Source organism: Nocardia nova NBRC 15556, assembly GCF_001613005.1.
In the GTDB taxonomy this organism is placed as follows: Bacteria; Actinomycetota; Actinomycetes; order Mycobacteriales; family Mycobacteriaceae; genus Nocardia; species Nocardia nova.
In genome coordinates this window covers 53,361-75,242 of record NZ_BDBN01000002.1, presented here as the reverse complement: position 1 = coordinate 75,242, position 21,882 = coordinate 53,361, and the positions used below count along the sequence as shown (strand labels likewise).

At 67.5% G+C, this 21,882-nt stretch carries 18 protein-coding genes and 1 pseudogene; 9 read left to right on the top strand and 10 right to left on the bottom strand.

Translation table 11 applies throughout. From position 1 onward, the window contains the following. Positions 1-57 precede the first annotated feature (57 nt). Positions 58-807, bottom strand: a complete 750-nt coding sequence (locus tag NN2_RS01430) for an enoyl-CoA hydratase/isomerase family protein (RefSeq protein ID WP_063009586.1) — start codon at positions 805-807, stop codon at positions 58-60. A gap of 129 nt (positions 808-936) precedes the next feature. Between NN2_RS01430 and NN2_RS01425 the strand changes: the two genes are divergently transcribed. Next, positions 937-1,749 carry an enoyl-CoA hydratase gene (locus tag NN2_RS01425; RefSeq protein WP_063009584.1) on the top strand — a complete coding sequence of 271 codons (813 nt, stop codon included), beginning with the start codon at positions 937-939 and terminating at the stop codon, positions 1,747-1,749. A gap of 27 nt (positions 1,750-1,776) precedes the next feature. Here NN2_RS01425 and NN2_RS01420 read toward each other — a convergent pair whose 3' ends face one another. The 3 genes from NN2_RS01420 to NN2_RS01410 form a co-directional block, all read right to left on the bottom strand. Next, entirely contained in the window at positions 1,777-2,670 is an 894-nt protein-coding gene (locus NN2_RS01420; RefSeq protein ID WP_063009582.1) for an acyl-CoA thioesterase, read from the bottom strand. Between the two features lie 126 nt (positions 2,671-2,796). Further along, positions 2,797-4,938 (bottom strand): acyl-CoA dehydrogenase family protein, encoded by a 2,142-nt coding sequence (locus NN2_RS01415; RefSeq protein WP_063009580.1) that lies wholly within the window; start codon positions 4,936-4,938, stop codon positions 2,797-2,799. Positions 4,939-4,966: 28 nt separating this feature from the next. After that, the gene (locus NN2_RS01410) at positions 4,967-5,725 is read right to left on the bottom strand and encodes an SDR family NAD(P)-dependent oxidoreductase (RefSeq protein WP_063009863.1); all 759 of its coding nucleotides are present in this window, start codon (positions 5,723-5,725) and stop codon (positions 4,967-4,969) included. Between the two features lie 201 nt (positions 5,726-5,926). Between NN2_RS01410 and NN2_RS01405 the strand changes: the two genes are divergently transcribed. Together NN2_RS01405 and NN2_RS01400 are read left to right on the top strand one after the other, a co-directional pair. Continuing rightward, positions 5,927-6,235 (top strand): hypothetical protein, encoded by a 309-nt coding sequence (locus NN2_RS01405; protein WP_063009577.1) that lies wholly within the window; start codon positions 5,927-5,929, stop codon positions 6,233-6,235. A 33-nt stretch (positions 6,236-6,268) separates the two neighbouring features. Next, entirely contained in the window at positions 6,269-7,765 is a 1,497-nt protein-coding gene (locus tag NN2_RS01400) for a class I adenylate-forming enzyme family protein (protein WP_063009575.1), read from the top strand. Between the two features lie 77 nt (positions 7,766-7,842). On the opposite strand, the gene NN2_RS01395 is transcribed toward NN2_RS01400, so the two are convergent. After that, positions 7,843-8,652, bottom strand: a complete 810-nt coding sequence (locus tag NN2_RS01395; RefSeq protein ID WP_063009573.1) for a FadR/GntR family transcriptional regulator — start codon at positions 8,650-8,652, stop codon at positions 7,843-7,845. Positions 8,653-8,826: 174 nt separating this feature from the next. Here NN2_RS01395 and NN2_RS01390 point away from each other — a divergent pair, with 174 nt between their 5' ends. Further along, positions 8,827-10,104 carry an FAS1-like dehydratase domain-containing protein gene (locus NN2_RS01390; protein WP_063009861.1) on the top strand — a complete coding sequence of 426 codons (1,278 nt, stop codon included), beginning with the start codon at positions 8,827-8,829 and terminating at the stop codon, positions 10,102-10,104. Between the two features lie 182 nt (positions 10,105-10,286). On the opposite strand, the gene NN2_RS01385 is transcribed toward NN2_RS01390, so the two are convergent. The 3 genes from NN2_RS01385 to NN2_RS01370 all read right to left on the bottom strand — a co-directional run bounded on the left by NN2_RS01385 (position 10,287) and on the right by NN2_RS01370 (position 14,419). Beyond that, positions 10,287-11,081 (bottom strand): FadR/GntR family transcriptional regulator, encoded by a 795-nt coding sequence (locus tag NN2_RS01385; protein ID WP_063009571.1) that lies wholly within the window; start codon positions 11,079-11,081, stop codon positions 10,287-10,289. Between the two features lie 231 nt (positions 11,082-11,312). Beyond that, the gene (locus tag NN2_RS01380) at positions 11,313-11,504 is read right to left on the bottom strand and encodes a hypothetical protein (RefSeq protein WP_063009569.1); all 192 of its coding nucleotides are present in this window, start codon (positions 11,502-11,504) and stop codon (positions 11,313-11,315) included. A 455-nt stretch (positions 11,505-11,959) separates the two neighbouring features. Further along, entirely contained in the window at positions 11,960-14,419 is a 2,460-nt protein-coding gene (locus NN2_RS01370) for a CaiB/BaiF CoA transferase family protein (protein ID WP_063009565.1), read from the bottom strand. A gap of 306 nt (positions 14,420-14,725) precedes the next feature. On the opposite strand from NN2_RS01370, the gene NN2_RS01365 reads away from it, so the two are divergent. From NN2_RS01365 to NN2_RS01345, 5 genes and pseudogenes are all read left to right on the top strand, one after another. After that, positions 14,726-15,919 (top strand): thiolase C-terminal domain-containing protein, encoded by a 1,194-nt coding sequence (locus NN2_RS01365; RefSeq protein ID WP_063009563.1) that lies wholly within the window; start codon positions 14,726-14,728, stop codon positions 15,917-15,919. Continuing rightward, on the top strand, positions 15,916-16,347 hold the full coding sequence (locus NN2_RS01360) for a Zn-ribbon domain-containing OB-fold protein (RefSeq protein WP_063009561.1): 432 nt from the start codon (positions 15,916-15,918) through the stop codon (positions 16,345-16,347). The genes NN2_RS01365 and NN2_RS01360 overlap by 4 nt, the downstream gene beginning before the upstream one ends. A 188-nt stretch (positions 16,348-16,535) precedes the next feature. Next, on the top strand, positions 16,536-17,579 hold the full coding sequence (locus NN2_RS01355) for a phosphotransferase family protein (RefSeq protein WP_063009560.1): 1,044 nt from the start codon (positions 16,536-16,538) through the stop codon (positions 17,577-17,579). 73 nt (positions 17,580-17,652) lie between these two features. Next, positions 17,653-18,957, top strand: coding sequence for an acyl-CoA dehydrogenase family protein (locus NN2_RS01350; protein WP_063009557.1), 1,305 nt, complete (start codon positions 17,653-17,655; stop codon positions 18,955-18,957). Between the two features lie 10 nt (positions 18,958-18,967). Continuing rightward, positions 18,968-19,696 (top strand): annotated as a pseudogene (locus NN2_RS01345) (SDR family NAD(P)-dependent oxidoreductase); the annotation flags it as partial. A 117-nt stretch (positions 19,697-19,813) separates the two neighbouring features. On the opposite strand, the gene NN2_RS01340 reads toward NN2_RS01345, so the two are convergent. Continuing rightward, positions 19,814-20,713, bottom strand: a complete 900-nt coding sequence (locus tag NN2_RS01340) for an NADPH:quinone oxidoreductase family protein (RefSeq protein WP_439955839.1) — start codon at positions 20,711-20,713, stop codon at positions 19,814-19,816. Between the two features lie 264 nt (positions 20,714-20,977). Beyond that, the gene (locus NN2_RS01335) at positions 20,978-21,808 is read right to left on the bottom strand and encodes a mycofactocin-coupled SDR family oxidoreductase (RefSeq protein ID WP_063009551.1); all 831 of its coding nucleotides are present in this window, start codon (positions 21,806-21,808) and stop codon (positions 20,978-20,980) included. Positions 21,809-21,882: the final 74 nt, after the last annotated feature.

Here is a 21,882-nt window from a genome sequence, read left to right as displayed (position 1 = left end):
GAGGTCATCGTTCGGCGAACGCCGCCATCGCCCGGCAGCTCCGCGGTTGCGGTAGTGTCACACCTTCTTGGCGGTCAGCCCGGACCGCTCCACCCGGCGGGCGAAATCGGCCGAGGTGAGTCGGTGCGATTGGAGCCGGGCGCACTCGTGCAGGTACGCGTCGTCCGGCAGTCCGGTTCGGGTGAGAGCCACATACCCCGCCAGGGCCTGCGAACCCACGCGCGAGAGCGCTGCCGCGAACTCGACCGCGGCCGCGACAGGATCGGCGACGACCTCCGCGATACCGTGAGCGGCGATGTCGTCGACGGTGAGCTCGCCGCCGCTGCCCAGTAACTTCCACAGCAAGCCGGGTGCCAACCGCTCGAGCAGCGCGGCCCCGCCGGTGCCGGGGACCAATCCCATCCGGGCCCAGCCCTGCCCCAACCGCGCCGATGGAGCCACGAATCGCCGATCGCACCACAGGGCAAGGTCGAGGCCGAGTCCGATGGCGGCGCCGTTCACCGCGGCCACGGTGGGGATGCGGCATCCGCGCAGCGCCCGGGCAAGTGTCTGGAAGCGGTCGTACACGATTGCTTCGACTTCAGCGGGGTCCGCGCCGTCGATCGCCGCCAGAATGGATGGCAGGTCGCCGCCTGCGCAGAACGCCTTCTCGCCGGTCAGGATTAGCGCCGCGGCGCCCGAGCCGGCCGCCTCGGCGATCGCCTCCGCGACCTGCTCGGCTTCCTGCGGTCCGAGGGCGTTTCGCCGTTCGGGCCAGCGCAACGTGACGATGGCGGCGTGTGCGGACCTGTCGATCGTGACGCCCATTGATTCTCCTCGCCGGAGCGTGCGCGCCACGGGAGACACGGCCGCTCCTCAGATAGATAGATAACCTAGATTAACAAGTCGCGTAGGATGGTGGCGGGAATCCGGCCGCGAACTCGATGAGGAGTGCACATGACCAGCGCTGAAGTGTCGAAGGGGCCGGTGCTGCTCACCGAACAGCGTGGCGGGGTTCGCATCCTTACGCTGCATCGCCCGGCCGCGCGAAACGCGTTGACCAGTCCTCTGATCGAGGCATTGCGACGCGAACTCGCCGCGGCGGACGGCGACGATCGCGTGGACGTGGTCATCCTGACCGGCGCCGATCCGGCGTTCTGCGCGGGCCTGGATCTGCGCGAGCTGGGTGCGACCGGGGACAATGCCGCCCGGATCGCCGCGGCGGAGATCCCCGTCGGTCATCCCTGGCGTCCGCTGTCGAAGCCGGTGATCGGGGCGATCAACGGGGCGGCCATCACCGGAGGTCTGGAGTTGGCGCTGGCTTGCGACTTCCTCATCGCCTCCGAGCGCGCCCGGTTCGCCGACACGCACGCCCGTGTCGGAGTGTTGCCCGGCTGGGGTCTGACCTCCCGGCTGCCCGCCGCGGTCGGGCGCGGCTTCGCTCGCCGGATGATCCTGTCGGGCGACTTCGTCGATGCCGCCACGGCACTGCGCGTTGGCCTGGTGACCGAGGTGGTCGCGCACGACCAGTTGCTGCCGACCGCAATGGAAGTGGCGGTCTCGGTGGTCGGCAACGACCAGAACGGCGTCCGGACCCTGCTCGAGTCGTACCGGCGCGCTGAAGCCCATCTCCTCGATCCTGCGCTGGCCGTCGAGGATGCGACATCGCGGGCCTGGATGGCGAAGTTCGATCCGTCCGCGGTGGCCGAACGCCGCGATGCCGTGATCGACCGGGGGCGTGCGCAGTATCGGAACGCGCAGCGCGGCTGAGAATCTCGGGTATCTGCTGCCCGCGGGCTATTTTCGCAGTCGCAGCAGTCCTTCTTGCATCGTGCTGGCGACCAGGACGCCGTCGCGGTCGTAGAGGTGGCCGCGGGCGAGTCCGCGGGCACCTCCGGTCCAGATTCCTTCCTGCTCGTAGAGGTGCCATTCGTCGGCGCGGAAGTCCTGATGGAACCAGACGGAATGGTCGAGGCTGGCGAGTTGCATGCCGGGCTCGTCGATGGTGACGGCATGCGGCGGGAGGGCCGACGACAGCAGGAACAGATCCGAGGTGTAGGCGAAGCCCGCCGCCTGGATCAGCGGGTCGTCGGCGAGTCGCGCGCCGGTGCGGACCCAGGCGCGCTGGCGTGGCGGCCGGGATTCGCCCCGCGCGTTGGCGATTCGCGGATACTCCTCCGGGAATCGGAAGTCGACCGCGACGTTCGCTCGCAACTGTGGCAACCAGATGGCCTCGGCCGGGTCGATCGAGTCCTCGAACGCCGGCAGCTCCTCGGGCGCCGGTGCGGTGGTCTCCAGGGCCTGGTGTGAGAACCCCTGTTCGGGTCGCTGGAACGAGGCGGTCAGCACAAAAATGGTCGTCCCGCCCTGGGTGGCTCGCACCGATCGAGTCGTGAAACTTCCACCGTCGCGGACTCTTTCGACGTGGTAGAGCACCGGTGCCTGCGGATTGCCGGGGTGGATGAAATGGCCGTGCAGTGAATGGGCGCGGCGCTGCGCCGGCACCGTCCGGCCCGCGGCGATGAGAGCCTGTGCGACGGCCTGGCCGCCGTAGATGCGCAGAGCGGCGTCATTGTAGGAGCGGCCGAGGTAGAGGTCGGTGTCGACTTCCTCGAGTTCGAGGATGCGCCCGAGTGGTGGGCGCCGGCCGTCGGTGGGGTCGACTACACCGGTCTCCAAAGTGGTGGACATCCGTGAAGTATATAACTAGGTGATACTTGTTGTGAATCGGTGGTGGCGCCCGCGGCAAAGGCCGGCATTCGCGACCGAGGCCCCCGCATCGAATGACGCGAGGGCCCTGGTTTATCGCAGCAGGGATCAGCGGGCGATCTGTTCCCGGGGCAGTCCCAGCAGCCGCTCGGCGATCACGTTGCGATTGATCTCGGAGGTACCACCCGCGATGGTGTGCGCCCGCCCGAACAGATAGTCGCGACTCACCTCGGGAAGCTGCCCGACCACCGCGGCCTCACCCGCGAGCCGCATGCCCGCCTCGGCGGTGTGCTGTAAATGCTCGGCCGACAGCATCTTGGTCACGCTGCCCTCCGGACCCGGTGCCGCGCCCGTGACAGCACGGGCGACATGCCGCAGATTCAGCACCTGCAAAGCCTGCTCCATGGCGAGCAGGCCCGCCACCTCGCGCTTGGCGGCGAGCTCGTCGCCGGCGATGTGGACCAGGTCGATCAGATCGAAGGGGGTCCGGCCGTGCGACATGCCGCCGATGGAGACGCGCTCGTTGCCGAGGGTCGCCCGCGCCACGGTCCAGCCGTTGTTCACCTCGCCGACGACGTCGGAGTCGGGCACGAAGACATCATCGAAGAACACCTCGTTGAACACCGCGTCCCCGGTGATCTCCCGCAGCGGGCGGACCTGCACACCGGGCGCCCCGAGGTCGATCACCACGGCCGTGATTCCCTTGTGCTTGGGTGCGTTCCGGTCGGTCCGGATGGTGGCCAGACCGCGATTGCAGTTCTGCGCGTTCGAGGTCCACACCTTCTGCCCGGTAACCCGCCAGCCGCCGTCGACCCGCACGCCCCGGGTGCTCACCGCGGCGGCGTCCGAACCCGCACCGGGTTCGGAGAACAACTGGCACCACACCAATTCGCCGAGCAAGCTAGCCCGGATCCACCGCTCGATCTGCTCGGGCGTGCCGTGCTGACTCAGGGTCAGCGTCACCCAGGCGCCGATGCCCAGATTCGGCATGTCCACCTCCGCGAACTCCTCGTCGATGACGAGCTGTTCGATCGGGCCGGCCTCACGGCCGAAAGGCTTGCGCCAGTGCGGCATCAGATAACCGGAGTCGACCAGCATCCGGCGTCGCTCGGACTCCGGCGCGGTGTTCATTTCGGTGACGAACGCGGCTGCCGCGCTGCGGAACTCGTCGGCCTCCGGCGGCAGATCGACGGCGTACTCGCGCCGCACTCCCGCTACGGCATCGGTATAGACGGCGTCCAAGGCGACGTCCACCGCACCGAACAGTGCTCGAATACTCTGGGCGCGACGCAGATACAGGTGGCAGTCGTGCTCCCAGGTGAAGCCGATTCCGCCGTGGATCTGCAGGCTCTTCTCCGCGTTGCGCACGTATTCGTCATAGGCGATCGCACCCGCGACATTCGCGGTCAGCACGCCCTGCTCGCCGTGCGCGCCGGCCCGTGCGGCATCCCAGGCCGTGGCCACCGCGAGTTCGGAACCGGCGAGCATATCGGCGAGGTGATGTTTGATCGCCTGGAAAGAGCCGATAGCACGGCCGAACTGCTCGCGCACCTTCGCGTAGGCCAGCGCCTGCTCGAGTGTGGCCCGCGCCCCGCCGGCCGCTTCGGCGGCACCGAGAATGCGGGCGGTCCGGGCGGCAGTCGCCGCCGTGCCGGACAGGACTGCCGCCGGAGTGACGCCACGCAAGGCGACACGGCGGATCTGCAGGCTGGAATCGAGCGCGTCGACGAGCTGTGCATCGACACCGTCGGCATCCGACCGAATCAGTGCGATGTCGCCTCCGACGCGCACCGCGAGCAGCGTCGCCGCACCCGCGCCGACCACGTGACCGGCGCCGCCGCTCAACGCCCCGGAACCGTCGGCGCTCACGTCGCCGTGCAGGCCGAGCCCCGCCACCTCGGAACCGTCAGCGAACCCCGGCAACAACGCCTTCTTCGCGGCCTCGGTGCCGGATTCGGCGAGCAGCGACGAGACGACGACCGTCGGGACGAACGGCACCGGCGCCACCACGGCGCCGAGTTCCTCGGCGACGATCGCCAATTCGGGCAGGCCGTAGGCGTCGCCGCCGAATTCGGTCGGCAGATGCAGCCCGAGCCACCCGAGGCCGGCCAACGGCTTCCACAGTTCGGTGGCGTCAGTCTCAGGATCGTCGAGGAATCGGCGCGCGAGTGCGTGTGCCTGCTGTTCGGTCAGAAAGGACCGGACCGCCTCGGCGATGGCGAGGTGGTCGTCGGTCAATGCCAACGGCATGGAAATCTCCTAGCTGGTGGTGGACGGGTCAGCGCGGTGCGAACCGCTGGCCGGCGTCCAAGCGCAAGCATTGACCGTTCAGCATCTGGTTGTCGACGATGGCGAGCGCGAGTTTCGCGTACTCCTCCGGCCGCCCCATGCGCTTCGGGAACGCGGCATCGGCCACCAGCGGCGCGACCTGCTCGTCGGTGAACGCGGCGGTGGCGCCGGTGGCGAACAGGCTCGGCGCGATGGCCAGTACCCGGATGCCCTGGGGGCCGAGGTCACGCGCCATGACCAAGGCCATTCCGGCGATACCGGCCTTGGATGCGGTGTAGGCGACCTGGCCGATCTGCCCCTCGAACGCCGCGATCGACGAGGTGTTGACGATGACCCCGCGCTCCGAATCCTCGGGCTCGTTCTTGCTCATGTGGAACGCCTGGAGCCGGTTCAGATTGAACGTGGCGATCAGATTCAGATCGACGACCTGGCGGAAGGTCTCGAGATCGTGCGGACCGCTGCGGCCGAGGGTCTTCTTGGCGGTGCCGCCGCCCGCGGTGTTGACCGCGATGTGCAGGCCGCCCAGTTCGGCGACGGCGGCCGCGAGGGCCGCTTCGGCTCCATCGAAATCGGTGATGTCGATGGGTTCGAAGATGCCGCCGATGTCCTGGGCGATGGCCTTGCCGTCGCTCGATTCCCGGTCGAGGATGGCCACCTTCGCGCCGGTGGCCGCGAGGGCCTGCGCGCTGGCCTTGCCCATACCGGAGGCGCCGCCGACGACGACCGCGTTCTTACCGTTGATCTCCATATGCGCTTCCTGTCCGCTGATCCGCCGAGCCTCGAGTCCGGGCGCTCGGCGGGTGGGTTCCACGAAAGGTGTGGATGGGGTCTTGCTTCGATAACTTATAGTACTATCTTAACTATGTGACAGGGGCCACGGATGGGTCCAGTATTGGGACCATCTACCGGCGATGCACCCCGGTCCGCACTAGGCACAGATGGAGGCACCGTGATTCTGAAGGTAGGCCAGTCGTTGGCGAGCACCACCGACTCGACCGCGCTCATCGTCGTGCGCGCGCCCGCGGGCGATGTCGCGCTCACCTGTGGTGGCGCGGACATGGTGGTGGGCAAGGCGGGTCTCGGCGACGGCAGCGGCATCGATGACGCGCACCGCGGTGGCACACTGCTCGGCAAGCGCTACGTAGATGACGAGGCCGGGCTCGAGGTGCTGTGCACCAAGGCCGGCGACGGGTCGCTGGCGGTCGCGGGCCGCCCGCTCGAGGTCAAGCAGGCCAAGCCGCTGCCGTCCTCGGACTGACCGCCGGCTCGATCACGATCTTTGGAGTTTCGAATGAATTTGACGATGCTGCTGGACATGGCGATCGACGGTTTCTCCGACCGTGTGGTGATCGGTCGTCGCGAGGGCGGCATCACCGCCGCGCGGCTCGGTGAGATGTCCGCGGCGGGCGCGGCCGCCATTCGCGAATCCGGCGCGGATTCAGTGGTCTACCTCGCAGTGAACGGTCCCGCGTTCCCGGTCGCCATGTTCGCCGCGGCGCGGGCGGGGGTTCCGCTGGTGCCGGTGAACTACCGGCTCGGAGCCGAGCAGCTCGAATCCCTGCTGGCGAATCATCCGCGCGCGATCGGGATCGCCGACGAAGCGCAGGTTCCGATCCTGGAGCGGGCCGGGCTGACCGTTCTCACCCCGGCGCAGTGGCTGGCCAGGGCGTCCGAGCCGGTCGCTGCCGTGCCGGATGCCGAGGAGACCGAGGCCCCGGCCGTCGTCATCTACACCAGTGGCACCACCTCGGCGCCCAAAGGGGTGTTGTTGCGGCACGATAATCTGACCTCTTATGTATTCGGGTCGGTCGAATTCGCTTCGGCCGAGCCGACCGATGCCGCGCTGATCAGTGTGCCGCCGTATCACATCGCGGCTGTGGCGAATGCGATCACCAGCCTGTACTCGGGCCGGCGCACCCTGGTGCTGGAACGGTTCACCCCTGCCCAGTGGCTGCAGCTCGCGCGCGAGGAGGACATCTCCAACGCGCTGGTCGTCCCGACGATGCTCGCCCGCATCGTCGACGCAGACGGGGACAAGGCGCTGCCCTCGCTGCGCAGCCTCGCCTACGGCGGGGCACCGATGCCCACCTCCGTCATCGAGAAGGCGCTGCGGATGTGGCCGGAGGTCGGATTCGTCAACGCCTACGGACTCACCGAGACCAGTTCCACCGTCGCGGTGCTCGGCCCGGAGGACCACCGGGCCGCGCTCGCCAGCTCCGAGCCGGCCGTGCGGGCACGGCTGGGGTCGGTCGGCCGGGTTGTGCCGGGCGTCGATCTCGAGATCCGCGACGCGAACGACGCGGCTGTGGGCCCCGGCGTTACCGGCACCATCTGTGTGCGCGGTGAGCAGGTCTCCGCCGAGTACGCGGGCATCGGACGCGCGGTCGACGACCGGGGCTTCTTCAACACCCGCGACCAGGGATTCGTCGACGAGGACGGCTACCTCTACATCGGCGGGCGGATGGACGACACGATCATTCGCGGCGCCGAGAATATCGCGCCGGCGGAGATCGAGGACGTCATCCTGCGGCATCCGGCGGTACTCGACACTGCGGTCGTCGGTGTGCCGGACGAGGAATGGGGCCAGCGCATCGAGGCGGCCGTCGTGGTGCGCCCGGGCATGGTCCTGGATCCCGAGGAGCTGCGTGCTCACGTGCGAAATGTCCTGCGCGGCAGCAAAACGCCGGAGCGGATCGTCTACTGGGACGAGCTGCCCCGCACCGAGACCGGGAAGCTGGTCCGCCGGCACGTGCTGGATCGGATCGTCGCCGACGACGTCGCGGTCTGATCGGCGCCCCGAACGGAGACTGGGCTGCCTTCCGAATCCGGTAGGGGGCCCAGCCTTTCGGTTCGTGCCGTGCGGTCTCAGGCGAACAGGTCGACGATGGTGGTCTCGCCGGAGCCGTCCCGGAAAAGTCCCTCGCCCGCCGCGCGCATGTGCTCGGTCCAGTGGCGCTGGGCGCCTTCGCGGTCGCCCGCCGCGATCAGAGCTACGAGCTTCTCCAGCGAACGCAGATTGAGCTGAAAGTCCTTGCCGGGCGCGGCGGTTCGCGTCCCCTTCGCTAACGCATGCGCGTGGTGGGTGTCGATGATGTCGCGAACGACACCGGCCTGCACCGCGAGGGTCCTGTTGCCGGCGCGCTCGGTGATCAACCGATGAAATCGCGAGGTGAGCTCCGACCATTCGGACATGGCCGCGGGTGAGTCCAGGCCGCGGTCGCCGAGCCGGGACAACGCCTCGACGCAGGCCCGCAGATCGCGCAGGTCCTGCTCGCTGTGGCGCTCGGCCAGCAGACCGGCGCACGCGGGTTCGGAGATCATCCTGGCCTCGTACACATCGGCGAGGGTGGTGCCCTGCAGCTGCAGAATCAATCCGACATAGCGCGCGGCGACCCCTATGTCGGGCCCGGTGACCTGCGCGCCACCGCGAGTACCGCGTCTGCTGCTGATGAGCGCCTCGGCTTCGAGGATGCGGATGGCTTCGCGCAGTGTCGGGCGGGACACGCCGAACTCCTCCATCAACCGGGCCTCGGTGGGAAGCACGTCCCCCGCGAGGAGTTCGCCGTGCACGATGCTGCTTCGCAGTCGCATGGCCACAAGTTCCGCCGTCTTCGGTGCCCGCACCGAAAGTCCCGGAGGGAACTCCTGGGACGAGTTGACGTCGATAGTGGTCACCGCCGCAGTCTACATCGCTAACTTAGATAACGATCTGCTTTAACGGTTGTCGTCAACCTCTTTTACTTAGTTTACTTTCTATGTAAGGTGAGAAATGCGCCCCTCGGGTACGGGGCTCGGCCGCCGAATCGCAGCGCGGGCCCGCATCAGCTCACGACCATGGAGGTAGTACGGATGACGACGGCGGAAGAAAAGCAGACGGACGCACCGAAGGTGTACACCTTCCGCGACGAGGACATTCAACGCGCACACGACCTGGTCGGCATCTACCACGCGGTGACCCAGCGCGAGCAGTTCACCCGCGCCACGCCCGATGTCATGCGCAATTTCGCGCGCAGCTACGGAGACGACAATCCGCTGTTCGTCGACGAGGAGTACGGCCCCGGCACCCGATGGGGCGGCCAGATCGCGCCGCCGATGATCAACATCGCCCTCACCCGGGAGCTGCGCGCGGATCCGATACCGAAAGAGCAGCGCCGTCCGTCGTTCCGTGGCATCCACGTCTTCGTCTCGGGAACGACCACCGACTGGTACCGTCCGGTATACGACGGTGACACCCTGTACTCGTTCCAGGGGTTCAGCGACGTGGAGCTCAAGGAGTCCGAGTTCGCCGGCCGGTCGCTGATCGTCACCCGCTCGCATGTGCAGATGAACCAGCGCGCCGAGATCGTGCAGGTGCAGAAGGTCATCACCATCCACACCGAGCGCCACGAGTCGAAGAAGCGCAACAAGTATCAGGGGATCGAACCGGCCTCCTACACCCCCGAGGACATCGCGAAGATCGACGAGATCTACGCGGCCGAACAGCGCCGGGGTGCGAATACCCGGTACTACGAGGATGTTTCGGTCGGTGAATCCCTCGGCACCATGGCCAAGGGGCCGCTCACCACCACCGATATGGTCGTGTTCCATTCCGGCGGTTACGGGTTCGCGCCCTACACGCCCTCGACAGGCCGCCTGACCTACCTGAACCGGCAGCGCATCGCACCGTTCTACATCCCGAACGAACAGGGCATTCCCGATGTCGCTCAGCGTATTCACTGGGACAGTGATTATGCCCGGTCCATCGGCCTGCCCGCCGCCTACGACTACGGCATGATGCGCGACTGCTGGCTCTCGCACTATCTCACCGACTGGATGGGCGACGACGCGTGGTTGGTGAGCATGTCGAGCCAGATGCGAAAGTTCAACTACCAGGGCGACACTCACACCATCACCGGTGAGGTCGTCGGCAAGCGGGTCGACGGCGGCCGCTATCTGGTCGATGTGGAGTTCCGCGGCACCAGCCAGCGTGGCGAGGTCACCTGCCCGGCGACCGCCACCATCGCGGTGCCGAGCCGCGAGGGCGGCCTGGTCGCCCTGCCGACGCCGCCGAAGCAACTCGAGGTGGTCGCCGCGCAGATGCTCGCCCGGCACGGCGAGCTACGCGCCGCGGCGCGTAGCTCCGACTGAAAACTTCACTACCCGAATCCGGTTCGTCACCGACCGGATCCCGAACGAACTCGCCGAGGTGTGTTCCGTCCACCCCGGCGAGTTCGTTCCATGTGCGTAGAAGGATCGCCCACATCCACGCCGGGCCGAACATTGTTGCAGCGCAACAGTTTCGGACTTCACGGCGAAGATACCCGCGCGCGTCAGTCGAGAATGTCGCGCACCTGGACGTTTTCGCGGCCCTCGAGCAGCGACATGCGAGCGTTGACCATGTGTTTCTGCCAGTGCGCGAAGGCTCCGTCCGCGTCGCGGGCGCGCAGCAGTTTGATCAGCCGCCGGCAGGATCGGATCTCGAGCTTGTAGGAGGCTTCATAGCGTTCCTTGTCCGCGCGGGTCTCGAGCAGTACCGCGCCGGTGTGGCGCTCGGTGATCTCGTGCAGCATGCCGGCGATGATGGCCAGCGTCGCGTTGCCGGACAACTGCACGATCCGCAGGTGGAAGGCGGACGTGCCGGCGGCCAGGTTGTCGGAGGCGAAGGCCGCGGGGATTTCTTCGTCGACGATGCGCTCGAGTTCGTCGAAATCTTCCTCGGTGCCGTCGGTCGCGAGAATCCGGGCTGCGTCGGGTTCGATGGCCTCGCGAGCGACGAATACGTCGGCGACCGTCGCGCCGGACAGTTCGAGCAGCAGTGACGCCGGTCGCGCCACGATCTCGGGCCCGGGAACGCACACGCGTGCGCCGGAGCGGGATCCGCGCCGCACCTCGACCAGGCGCTCGGATTCCAGGACACGGACCGCCTCGCGCAGCGTCGGGCGGCTGACGGAGTAGTGTTCCATCAACTCGGCCTCGTGTGGGAGATGGTCGCCGTCCTTCAGTTCGCCGTCGATGATCATGCGCCGGAGGTTGCGTGCGACGAGCTGGGCTGTCTTCGGCGTCCGGATCGGGCGTGCCGCCGTACTGCGCGAATCGAAGATCGGTGCTGAGGCCCTGTCAGCCACGTAATTCCTCCCGTAGATCGTATTCGTTAACCAAGTTAACCATCTGGTACGAACCTCGTGTCGCTGACCGGTTGCCCGGCGGGGGCTGCCGTGACAGGAACGAGGGAGTTTCCTGATCGTGAGAATCTATCGTACTAGGTTTAATAGGTATCGCAGCACAGCGCACCGGACTGTGTTATGGCGATGTTCCGGCTGCCCGGCGTCGGACCGTGCCGGAACATCGCGGGTGCTTCAGCTGCCGGTTCGATGGCCCGGCGGGGTCGCCGCGCCCTGTGCCCGCTGGGCCTGGAGCTGATTGAACTTCTGTGTCCCGGCCGCGATGCCGACCGGAATGGCCACCGCGGCGCCACCGAGGCCGGCGCCCAATCCGCCGACGGCCACCGCGCCGACTACACAGGTTGCCGCAACCGCCGGAATGGTCATCGTTCCCGCACTGGCTAGCGACAACAGTGTTCCGCCGGTGGCGATTCCGAACGGACAGCCGCGGCCACGGATTGGTTGATATCCGACATGAGGTCGCCCGGCGCGGACTGCGCCGGTTCCGCGGCCGTATTCGCTTGGCCCGCAATATCCGACGACGCCGGATGTCGGTCGGGCTCGGCGACGGGGGCTGCCGCACCGGCCTGCGCGGGTGCGGCCGAGATCGGCTGATCCGCTCGCGCGAGGGCGGGGCCGGCCGCGGCGACGGAAGCGGTGGCGGCCAAGGACACGAGGGCGGCCGCCGCCCAGGTGGAATAGCGCACTTTTTCTCACTTTCCATGGGTGTGCAAACATGGGTTGCGCACCAAACGGGCGAATGATTTGGCGGCCTGCTCGACATGCTGAGGTCGAGGGTCGCCGGATTCCCCGCCGCGGGTGCGAGCGGGCAGATGAGGGGGTCAGGCAACAATCCCGCGGGCGTGCAGGTCGGCGATTTTCGCTGTGTCGTAACCGATCTCGGTGAGCAGCGCGTCTGTGTGCTCGCCCGTCAGGCAACCGCCGTCGGCTTTGGTGCGGGACCGCGAGAACGTGGTGGCGGGGCTGAGGCGGCGGTGGACATCGAAGGTCGGGTGCACGGCCAGCACGCCGTAGCCGGCCTCGAAGAATTCGTCCTCCTGCAGTGTCTTCTCGGCGACCTGCTCGGCGACCGCCACGCAACCGACGTCTGCCGCGCCGAGTTCCTTCTCCCACAACGCTTTCGCGCGTGTCGCGAACACTCTCGCCAGCGCCTCGGCGAGCGCGTCGTCGTTGTCGATGCGGGCGATCGCGGTGGCGAAGCGGGGGTCGTCGGCCAGTCGTAGGTGCGGCTCCATCGCGGCGATGAGGTCCGCCCATTCGTGTTCGAGCGGCGCGGCCAGGAAGATCCAGCCGTCCGCGGCCCGGTAGAGGCGGTAGAGGGCGCTGTAGCCGTACATGTCAGGGTCGGGGCGCAATGCTTCGCCGCGACCCGGGTAGTCGACGTTGCGGTCCACCAGCGCGTGTGTTCCGGTGGCGATCATGGTGGTGGTCAAGGTGCCCAGTGGCCGGCCCAGGCGGCGGGCGAGCAATCCGAGCAGCATCGCCGATGCCGCGCCGAGTGCCGCGACCCCGTCCGCCTGCACCGAGAGGTTGGCGGCCGCGGCATAGAGCCGGATCACCGCGGCCTTGACCTCGTCGAGGTTGTCGGCTCGCGCGACCACATCTGGCACGTCGGTCAGGCCGAGGCCGGTTGCCGCGCCGATCGACGGAGCGTAGGCGGGCTTGCCGCCGTACGGTCCGTCGATCCCGTAGCCCGGTGCGCACAGATAGACGAGCCTGGGATTGAGCGCGGTCAGGGTCGCAGCGTCGACTCCGGCTCGCTCGGCGGCTCCCGCACGGTAGGTCTGCAACACCACGTCGGCCTGCTGGGCGAGCCGGTGCACGATCGCCAGGCCCTCCGGTGAGTGCATATCGAGGGCGATGGATTCCTTGCCCTGCATCACTTTCGCGCCGCCCGCCTCCGGGAACGGGACCAGACCGCGAATGGTGTCACCGCCCAACGGCTCCACTTTGAGCACGCGGGCGCCCAGATCGGCCAGGAGGGTGGCAGCATAGGGACCCGCGAACATGGAGCCGAGCTCGAGGATGGTGATGCCCGCCAGTGGGAGGTCGGCGCGAGCAGCGCCGGAAGGTGTTGGTACGGAAGAGGATTCGGCCACCCGGCGCACCGTTTCATCGGTGTCGGCGCCGAGGCGGGGCGCGAGCCGCGGCGGTGCCAGTGCGGCGCCGTTCACGTGGACGAGGGTGGAGGGCTGGGTCACCTCGCCGAGATCGGGATCGGTGATGGTCACGACCCGTCCGTCGTGCGCCAGCTGCGGGTGATGCAGCGCTTCGGCCGGGGTGCGGAAGACCTCCGCGCTGAGGTCCGGGTTCGTGTCGAAGACCTGCTGCCACTCGGCGAGGGTGCGCGCCGATGCCCGCTCCAGCATGATCTCCCACAGTTCGATGCGCAGCGCGACGTCCTCGAGTTGCGGCAGACCGGCCCACTTCGGGTCGGTGAACATCCAGGTGAGGTCGAGTTCCTTCATCAGTGCCAGGAACAGGCGCGGCTCGGTCTGCGCGAACTGAATGAAATGGCCGTCTTTGGTGGGCGTGACCAGCAGCGGATAGATCAGATGTCCATTGGGGTTGCCCTCGTCGTCGAAGGCCGATACCGGGACGAACGCGTCGGGCCACCGATTGACCACCAGCTCGGAGAACCACTGCCAGGTGTCCATCGTGGCGATGCCGCGGACCAGGTCGGCCTCGACATGCTGTCCGGCCCCGCTGTCCTCGCGTTCGAGCAGTGCGGCCAGGATGCCGTGTATCGCAGTCTGAGCCGCACCCCAGGAGGCGAACGGACTCGGTACGAACGACGGGCCCGGCCGGGTCGTGGTCTGGCGTTTGCCGTACATGATGCCGAGCTTCGCCATCACCAGGGCCTCGTAGCCCTTGAGATCCTTGAACGGCCCGGTCGAACCCCATCCGGTGATGGCGGCGCTGACCAGCCGCGGATTGAGTGCGCCCACGGTGGCCGGGTCGACACCGAGCCGGGTGGCGGCCGCGGGACGCATGGTGGTGACGAGTACGTCGGCGGTGCGCAGTAGTCCGCGCAGTGTCGCGGCGTCGGCGTCGTCGTGCAGATCGAGGGTGATGCTCTTCTTGCCGCGTCCGAGTGCGGGCCAGCCGGGTAGCGCGCGTAGCCGACTCCCGGATGGGGGTTCGACGAAGATCACTTCGGCGCCGGCGTCGGCCAGGAACATGGTGGCCTGTGCCCCGGGCAGGGTGGTCGAGAGGTCGATCACCGTGAGGTGGTCGAGAGGGCCGGCGGGGGTGTCGTGGCGGGTCGAGTCGACAGTCACTGGCGATCCTCCGGATCATGGATGAGAGTGCGATCGACCGCGCGGGAGGGGATGTGAGACCGGACACTGCGCCGATCGCATGTGAGCCACATCTCACGGTAGCGCCAGCTAACATAGTTCACAAGGTTCAATTTCTCGAGTGCGGAACTCCGCGTTTGTGTCCCGCTCTCTATCAAGCTCGAGATTGATAGATTACTATGTGATATAGGTGAGCTCGTGCCTTCGGCGGTGGATGATGCCGAGGCCCCACCAGCGGTTCCGCGCCCCGGGTTCGGTGGCCGGCGGCAACCAGAATGGAGTGTTGATGTGTCGAACGGTTTGAGAGATGTCGCGATCGTCGGGGTGGGGGCGACCCCGTACTACAAACGCGGCGGATCTGCGCCGCAGACCAATCTGGAGTTGGCGGGCAAGGCGATCCTGGCGGCCTGTGAGGATGCGGGCATCTCGGTCAAGGAGATCGACGGGTTCGCCTACTACTCGGGCGCGGGCGCCGGCTACGGCGACAAGATGGACACCGCCGATTTCATGGAAACCCTCGGGATCCCGGAGGTCACCTTCACCGCCTCGCTGACCTCCGGCGGCGGCGGCGCGGCCGGTTCCATCGGGCTGGCCCGCGCGGCGATCGTGGCCGGTGACGCCACCACCGTGGTCACGGTGATGACGCTGCAGCAGCAGCGGCAGCGGCTGGGCTCGGTGTTCGCGGCCGCCGCCGCGGATCCGATCAACTCTTTCCTGCAGCCCTCCGGACTGTCCGGTCCGGGCCACCTGATGTCGGTGCTGGCGCGGCGCCACATGCACCTGTACGGGACCCGGCGCGACGCGTTCGCCGAGATCGCGATCTCGACGCGGGAGAACGCCCTGAATCGGCCCAAGGCGATTCAGAAGAAGCCGCTCACCAAGGAGGAGTACTTCAACGGCCGGATGATCGCGGATCCGTTGTGCCTCTACGACTTCTGCCTCGAGACCGAGGGCGCCGTCGCGGTGATCACGACCAGCGTCGAGCGAGCGAAGGATCTGCGGCAGCAGCCGGTGCCGGTCGTCGCGGTCGCGCACGGCGGGCGCCGCGAATGGGGTCGCGCCTTCGCCTGGTACGGCATGCCGGACGAGTACTTCGCATCCTCGGGCAATGCGCCGATCGCCAAACGGCTGTGGGAACAATCCGGTTTGACGGCCAAGGATATCGACGTCGCACTGCTGTACGACCACTTCACCCCGATGGTGCTCATGCAGCTCGAGGACTACGGATTCTGCGGTAAGGGTGAGGGCGGGGAGTTCGTCGAGAGCGGCGCCATCCGGTACAAGGGTGGCTCGATACCGGTCAATACCCACGGCGGCCAGTTGTCGGAGGCCTACATCATCGGGATGACCCACATCAAGGAGGCGGTCGAGCAGATGCGCGGCACTGCGATCAACCAGGTGAAAGACGCCGAATTCGCGCTCGCCACAGGCGGTCCCGCGTCCCTGCCGGTCTCCGGCCTGATTCTGGGGAGTGCGGCGTGAGCGACGTCAGAGCTACCACATTGCCCGCCGACGCGGTCCATATCACCACCAACAGCGACACCGAACCGTTCTGGCAGTACGCCAAGGAGGGCAAACTCGTTGCCCTGCAATGTGGTTCGTGCGGCCACTTCCGGATGCCGCCCACCCCGTTCTGTCCGGAATGTCAGTCCACCGAGAAGAACTGGAAGCGACTCTCGGGCCGCGGCAGCGTCTACAGTTACGCCGTCATCCACGGGTTTCCCGGAATTCCCGACATCACCCTGGTCGGTGCGGTGGTCTCGCTCGAGGGGGCCGGTGATGCCCGGTTGGTGACCAATATCGTCGACGTGGATCCGAGTGAGGTCCAGATCGGTATGGAGCTGGAGGTGACCTTCTCGCCGATTGCGGACGGCTGGCAGTTGCCGGTGTTCCGCCCGGCCCAGGGGTGAGCATGGCGGTGTTCTGATTCCTTCGATTATGTTGTGCCACAACGCGGGTCCGGCTCTCCGGGCCCGCGTTGCGACGTTTCCGGGCTTGACATAGCGGCTAAAAAGCAGAATCATATTCTGAGAATACAAATTCGATTTTGCGTGCCGGCTGGACCCGCCGGTGATCCCGCTCCGAAGGGAACAGTTCAGTGCGACAGTCCGATGCGGCCACTCGGCTCGACGAGGCGACATTGGCCGACGAGCTCGCGATCCGCGCCACCGATGCGGCGGCCCGCGCCATCACCGGCGCGACGGTATCGGCCGTCCGGCCGTTGACCGGCGGTACCTCGAGCCTGACTTTCGTCGCGGAGCTGACCGCGCCGGGATCGACCGGTTCGGTGGTGCTCAAGGTCGCCCCGCCCGGACTGATGCCGGTGCGCAACAGGGATGTACTGCGGCAGGGGCGGGTGATGGCCGCGTTGGCGCGGGCCCCCGGCGTCCGGGTGCCCTCTGTGCTGTTCGACGACGATGGCCTGCCGCCGCGGACGCCGCCGTTCGTGGCCATGGATCTGATTGCCGGCGAGTGCGTGGAGCCGCTGCTCGAGGATGTGCGGGAGGCCGCCGCGAAACCCCGGATCAGAGCCAGATACCTCGATGCCGCCCGCATGCTCGGTCATCTGCATCGCGTGCGGCCGGAGCAGGTCGGCCTCGCGGACGAGCCCGCCGTTACCCTCGATGCCGAAATCGACCGGTGGACACGCGCTTTCGAGACGGTGCCGGAGGATTTGCGGGGCAACTACCGAGCTTGCGCGCTGGCCTTGCACGAGTCCGTGCCGGAGCAGGCCGAGCCCGTGATCAACCACGGCGACTACCGGCTCGGCAACACCCTGTGTGCGGACGACCGGGTCACCGCCATCATCGATTGGGAGATCTGGTCGGTCGGCGATCCGCGGGTGGACCTGAGCTGGCTGACCTTCTTCACCGACGAGGCACGCCACCCTGCCGCCCCGAGTCTCGAGCCGTGCGGGACGCCGACCACCGCCGAGGTGGTCCGGGAGTACGAGGGGGCGCTGGGGCGCTCGGTATCCGACCTCGCCTGGTTCGACGCGCTGACTCGCTACAAGGAGGCCGCCGCCACCGCGCTGTTGATCAAGCGCGCCCGCAAAGCCGATGCCATGCCCGCGGCGTTCCTGCGGATGGAGCCCGCACTGCCGGGCCTGGTCGAGGAGGCGATGGCTCTGCTCGGGCGCTGACGCGACCGGCCCGGCCGCCATCGGCCCACCACGACGCACGCCACTTCCCCTCTGACACAAAGGATCCGAGTACATGTGGGATTTCCGGACCGAGCCCGACTTCCAGGCCAAGCTGGACTGGATGGACACATTCGTGCGTGAGGAGTGCGAGCCCCTGGACCTGCTCTTCCCGCACATCGGCCAGCCCTACAACACCGAGAACGCCGCGGCCCGGGCGATCCTGAAACCGTTGCAGGACCAGGTGCGCGAGCAGGGTTTGTGGGCCTGCCACCTCGGTCCCGATCTCGGCGGACAGGGCTACGGGCAAGTGAAACTCGCACTGATGAACGAGATCCTGGGCCGGTCGATGTGGGCGCCGACGGTATTCGGTACTGCGGCTCCGGACACGGGGAACGCGGAAATCCTGGCCATGTTCGGGACCGCGGAGCAGAAGTCGCGGTATCTGCAGCCGCTGCTCGACGGCGATATCGTCTCCTGCTTCTCCATGACCGAGCCGCAGGCGGGCGCCGATCCGAAGGAGTTCGTCTGTGCCGCACGCCGCGACGGCGACGAGTGGGTCATCAGCGGAGAGAAGTGGTTCTCCTCCAATGCGCGCTACGCGGCCTTCTTCATCGTCATGGCCGTCACCGACCCGGACGCCTCGCCCTATCGCCGGATGTCGATGTTCGTGGTGCCCGCCGAAACGCCCGGCATCGAGATCATCCGCAATGTGGTGGTGATGCCGGACCGGGAGGAACTCGACGAGGGCACGCACGGCTACATCCGCTACAACGATGTGCGGGTGCCCGCCGATGCGATCCTCGGCGGCGCCGGCCAGGGATTCGAGGTGGCCCAGGCCCGGCTCGGCGGCGGCCGGGTCCACCACGCGATGCGCACGGTCGGCAAATGTCGACGTGCCTTCGACATGATGGCCGAACGGGTGCTGTCGCGGCGCACTCAGGGAGAACTGCTGGCGGACAAGCAGATGGTCCAGCAGTTCATCGCGGATTCGTGGATCGAGCTGGCGCAGTTCCGGCTGCTGGTGCTGCAGACCGCATGGATCATCGACAACGAGCCGCACGGTACGGCTCGCACCGATATCGCGATGTGCAAGGTGGCGATGGCGAAGATCTTCGCCGACATCATCAGCCGTGCGGTGCAGATCCACGGCTCCCTCGGTGTTACCGCCGAACTGCCGCTCTACGAGTGGTGGACCAGCGTGCCCTCGCTGGCGTTGGCCGACGGTCCCACCGAGGTGCACAAGGCGACTGTGGCCAAACAGGTGCTCAAAGGCTACAGGCCGGCCGCGGGACTGTTTCCCTCCGAACACATTCCGACGCGACGCGAGGCCGCTCGCGCGCGGTACGCCGACATTCTGAAGGAGCACGGACTCGCATGACGGATCTGTTTCACTCGCGGGTAAGGTCGCGCTCGTCACCGGGGGCAGCCGAGGACTGGGCAGACAGATGGTGCTGGCTTTCGCCGCGGCCGGCGCCGATGTCGTGATCACCAGCCGCAAGGCCGAGGCGTGCGAGGCGGTGGCGAAAGAGGTTGCGGCACTGGGACGCCGAGCGCTTGCGGTGAGCTGCCACGTCGGCAAGTGGGATCGGATCGATGCCCTGGTCGAGGCCGCCTACGCGGAGTTCGGAAAGGTCGACGTGCTGGTCAACAATGCCGGGATGTCGCCGCTGGCCCCGTCGTCCGCGCAGACCAGCGAGGAGCTGTTCGACAAGATCGTCGACGTCAACTTCAAGGGCCCGTTCCGGTTGTGTGCGCTGGTGGGGGAGCGGATGGCCGCGGGCGAGGGCGGCTCGATCATCAACGTGTCCTCGTCCGGTGCCCTCATGCCGCAGCCGGGATTCGGTCCGTACTCCGGCGCGAAGGCCGGACTGAACGCGCTGGCACAGGTCTTCGCGCGCGAGTACGCGCCGAAGGTCCGGGTCAACACCATCTCGGCGGGCCCGTTCCTCACCGATATCTCCAAGGCATGGTCCGAACAGGCGCGGCGGTTCACTCCCAGCGCTGTCGGACGTCCCGGTGATCCGGCCGAAATCGTCACCACCGCATTGTATTTGGCGAGTCCCGCGTCGAGCTACACCACGGCCTCGCTGATCCGGGTGGACGGTGGTCTGTATTGACATCGACGGAGGGGACACGATGCGACCGCCGGGAGCCGGGAGGACCGCATGGATCACGCTGAACTGGTCGCCCGGGAGCAGGTGCGCGACCTTGTCGCGACCTAAGCCGGTACTCGCTCATCGTGGCCGTATCGTGGGGTCGAGGACGATCTTCCCGCGGGCTCCGCGGTCCCGCATCAGGGTGAGCGCGCGCGGCGCATCCTCGAGTGCGAACACCTCGGAGACGTGCGGCCGCATGCCCTCGGAGATCATGCGTGCGATCGCCGTCGTGCCCTCGGATACGGCGTCGGGCCGGTGTTCGGCGAGGGTTCTGATCTCGAAGCCGCGCAGGATCGCCCCCTTCAGCAGCACGAGATTCATCGGTATGCGCGGAATCTCGCCGTTCGCGAAGCCGACGCATACGTAACGACCGCCCCAGCCGGTGGCGCGGATCGACTGTTCGGCGTGGGCGCCGCCGACGGGATCGATAACCACGTCGGCGCCGCGACCGCCGGTGATCGCCTTGATGCGGTCCTTCAGGTTCTCGTCCTCGTAGGCGATACCCGCGACCGCGCCGAGGCGGCGGCACAATTCGACCCGCTTGTGCGACGACGCTGCCGCGATCACCCGGCCCCGGAGCCGGGTCGCGATGTCGACACACGCGGTGCCCACTCCGCCCGCGGCGCCCAGGACGACCACCCAGTCACCGGGCCGCATCTCGCCGATGGTGACCAGCGAGTGATACGCCGTCCGATACGTGACGCCGAACGCCGCGGCATGAATCATGCTCAACCCGTCCGGAATCGGCGACAGGGCACCTTCGGGTACCGCGATCTGCTCGGCGAAGGCGCCGGTGAACGCCACGCCCATGACCGGATCCCCGGGTGCGACGGCTCGTACTCCCGAGCCCACCGCCAGTGCGGTGCCCGCGAACTCGCTTCCTACGGTGAATGGTGTCGGAACACTGATTTGGTACCGGTCGGCGGCAACCAGTACATCGGGGTAATTGACGGCGGCGGCCGCTACTCGGACGACCACCTGTCCGGGACCCGCCTCGGGGGCCGGAATGTCTGTGACAGTAAGGGATTCGGGCCCACCGTAGGTCTCACACCGCACCGCGCGCACGTGTCGTCTCCTCGTCGTTCGGCTCTCCCCGGAAAGGGCCGCGTCATGCCAATTTCAGAATAATATTTCAGAATAGCGTTCTAGATTGGTATGCCGGCTGGTGGACCCGGATTCGTGAGGATGTGAGCACCCCCTCCGGTGGACGGCGGCCGCTGTGACCGCCGTCCGAAGCTGGACTCAGCGGACGGAGAAGCCCGCGTCGACCGGCAGGGAGACGCCGGTGATCCACTTCGCCTGATCGGAGACCAGGAAGGCGATGGCGTCGGAGATATCGCTCGGCTGCAGGATCTCGATCGGCATCGCGTTCTGCATCTGCGAGATGGAGTTGTCGCCGCCCGCCGCTGCCTCCTGGGCGAGCCGGGCCATGGCCTCGTTCATCGTCATGCCGGATGCCACGCCGGTCGGATGCACGATGTTGACTCGAATCGAATGTTCGGCCAGCGATGCGGCGTACTGCTTGCAGATGCCGACCAGGCCCCATTTGGACGCGGTGTAGGCCAGCGCGGCGGTGTTCAGGCTCGCGGTGGGGCGCACGCCCGCCGTCGATCCGGTGAAGACGATCGAACCGCCTCGTCCGCCGGAAACGATATGCGGCACAGCGGCATCAACCACGTGGAAGCCGCCGCTCAGATTTGTCGACACCACGTCCTGCCACGCCTGCGCGTAATCGTCGGGCCCATCGCTGAGCCGGACGATGCCGGCATTGGACAGCACGATGTCGATCCGCCCGAAGGTTTCGTGACCGCGGTCGACCGCGGTGCGGGTCGCGGCGGCGTCGCGGACATCGGTCTCGATCGCGACGATGCGGCGGCCGAGCGCCTCGACTTGGGCGGCCGTTTCCTTCAGGTCCTCGGGGGTGGCGTTGGGGTAGTCCATCGTGTCGATATCAGCGCAGATATCGAGGGCGATGATGTCGGCGCCTTCGCTCGCCAGGCGCACCGCGTGTGAGCGGCCCTGTCCGCGTGCGGCTCCGGTGATCAGGGCGACTTTGCCTTCGAGTCCGGGCATGGGGGTCCTCCGTCGGTTCGACACGGGTTCGCCGCGCAGGAGGCCCCCGTGTACGGGGTATGGAACATGCGGTG

Bases quoted from the DNA above. Each gene is read 5' to 3' on its own strand.
- NN2_RS01430 (WP_063009586.1), bottom strand. From the start codon at position 807: ATGGGCGTCACGATCGACAGGTCCGCACACGCCGCCATCGTCACGTTG.
- NN2_RS01425 (WP_063009584.1), top strand. From the start codon at position 937: ATGACCAGCGCTGAAGTGTCGAAGGGGCCGGTGCTGCTCACCGAACAG.
- NN2_RS01420 (WP_063009582.1), bottom strand. From the start codon at position 2,670: ATGTCCACCACTTTGGAGACCGGTGTAGTCGACCCCACCGACGGCCGG.
- NN2_RS01415 (WP_063009580.1), bottom strand. From the start codon at position 4,938: ATGCCGTTGGCATTGACCGACGACCACCTCGCCATCGCCGAGGCGGTC.
- NN2_RS01410 (WP_063009863.1), bottom strand. From the start codon at position 5,725: ATGGAGATCAACGGTAAGAACGCGGTCGTCGTCGGCGGCGCCTCCGGT.
- NN2_RS01400 (WP_063009575.1), top strand. From the start codon at position 6,269: ATGAATTTGACGATGCTGCTGGACATGGCGATCGACGGTTTCTCCGAC.
- NN2_RS01390 (WP_063009861.1), top strand. From the start codon at position 8,827: ATGACGACGGCGGAAGAAAAGCAGACGGACGCACCGAAGGTGTACACC.
- NN2_RS01380 (WP_063009569.1), bottom strand. From the start codon at position 11,504: ATGACCATTCCGGCGGTTGCGGCAACCTGTGTAGTCGGCGCGGTGGCC.
- NN2_RS01350 (WP_063009557.1), top strand. From the start codon at position 17,653: ATGTGGGATTTCCGGACCGAGCCCGACTTCCAGGCCAAGCTGGACTGG.
- NN2_RS01335 (WP_063009551.1), bottom strand. From the start codon at position 21,808: ATGCCCGGACTCGAAGGCAAAGTCGCCCTGATCACCGGAGCCGCACGC.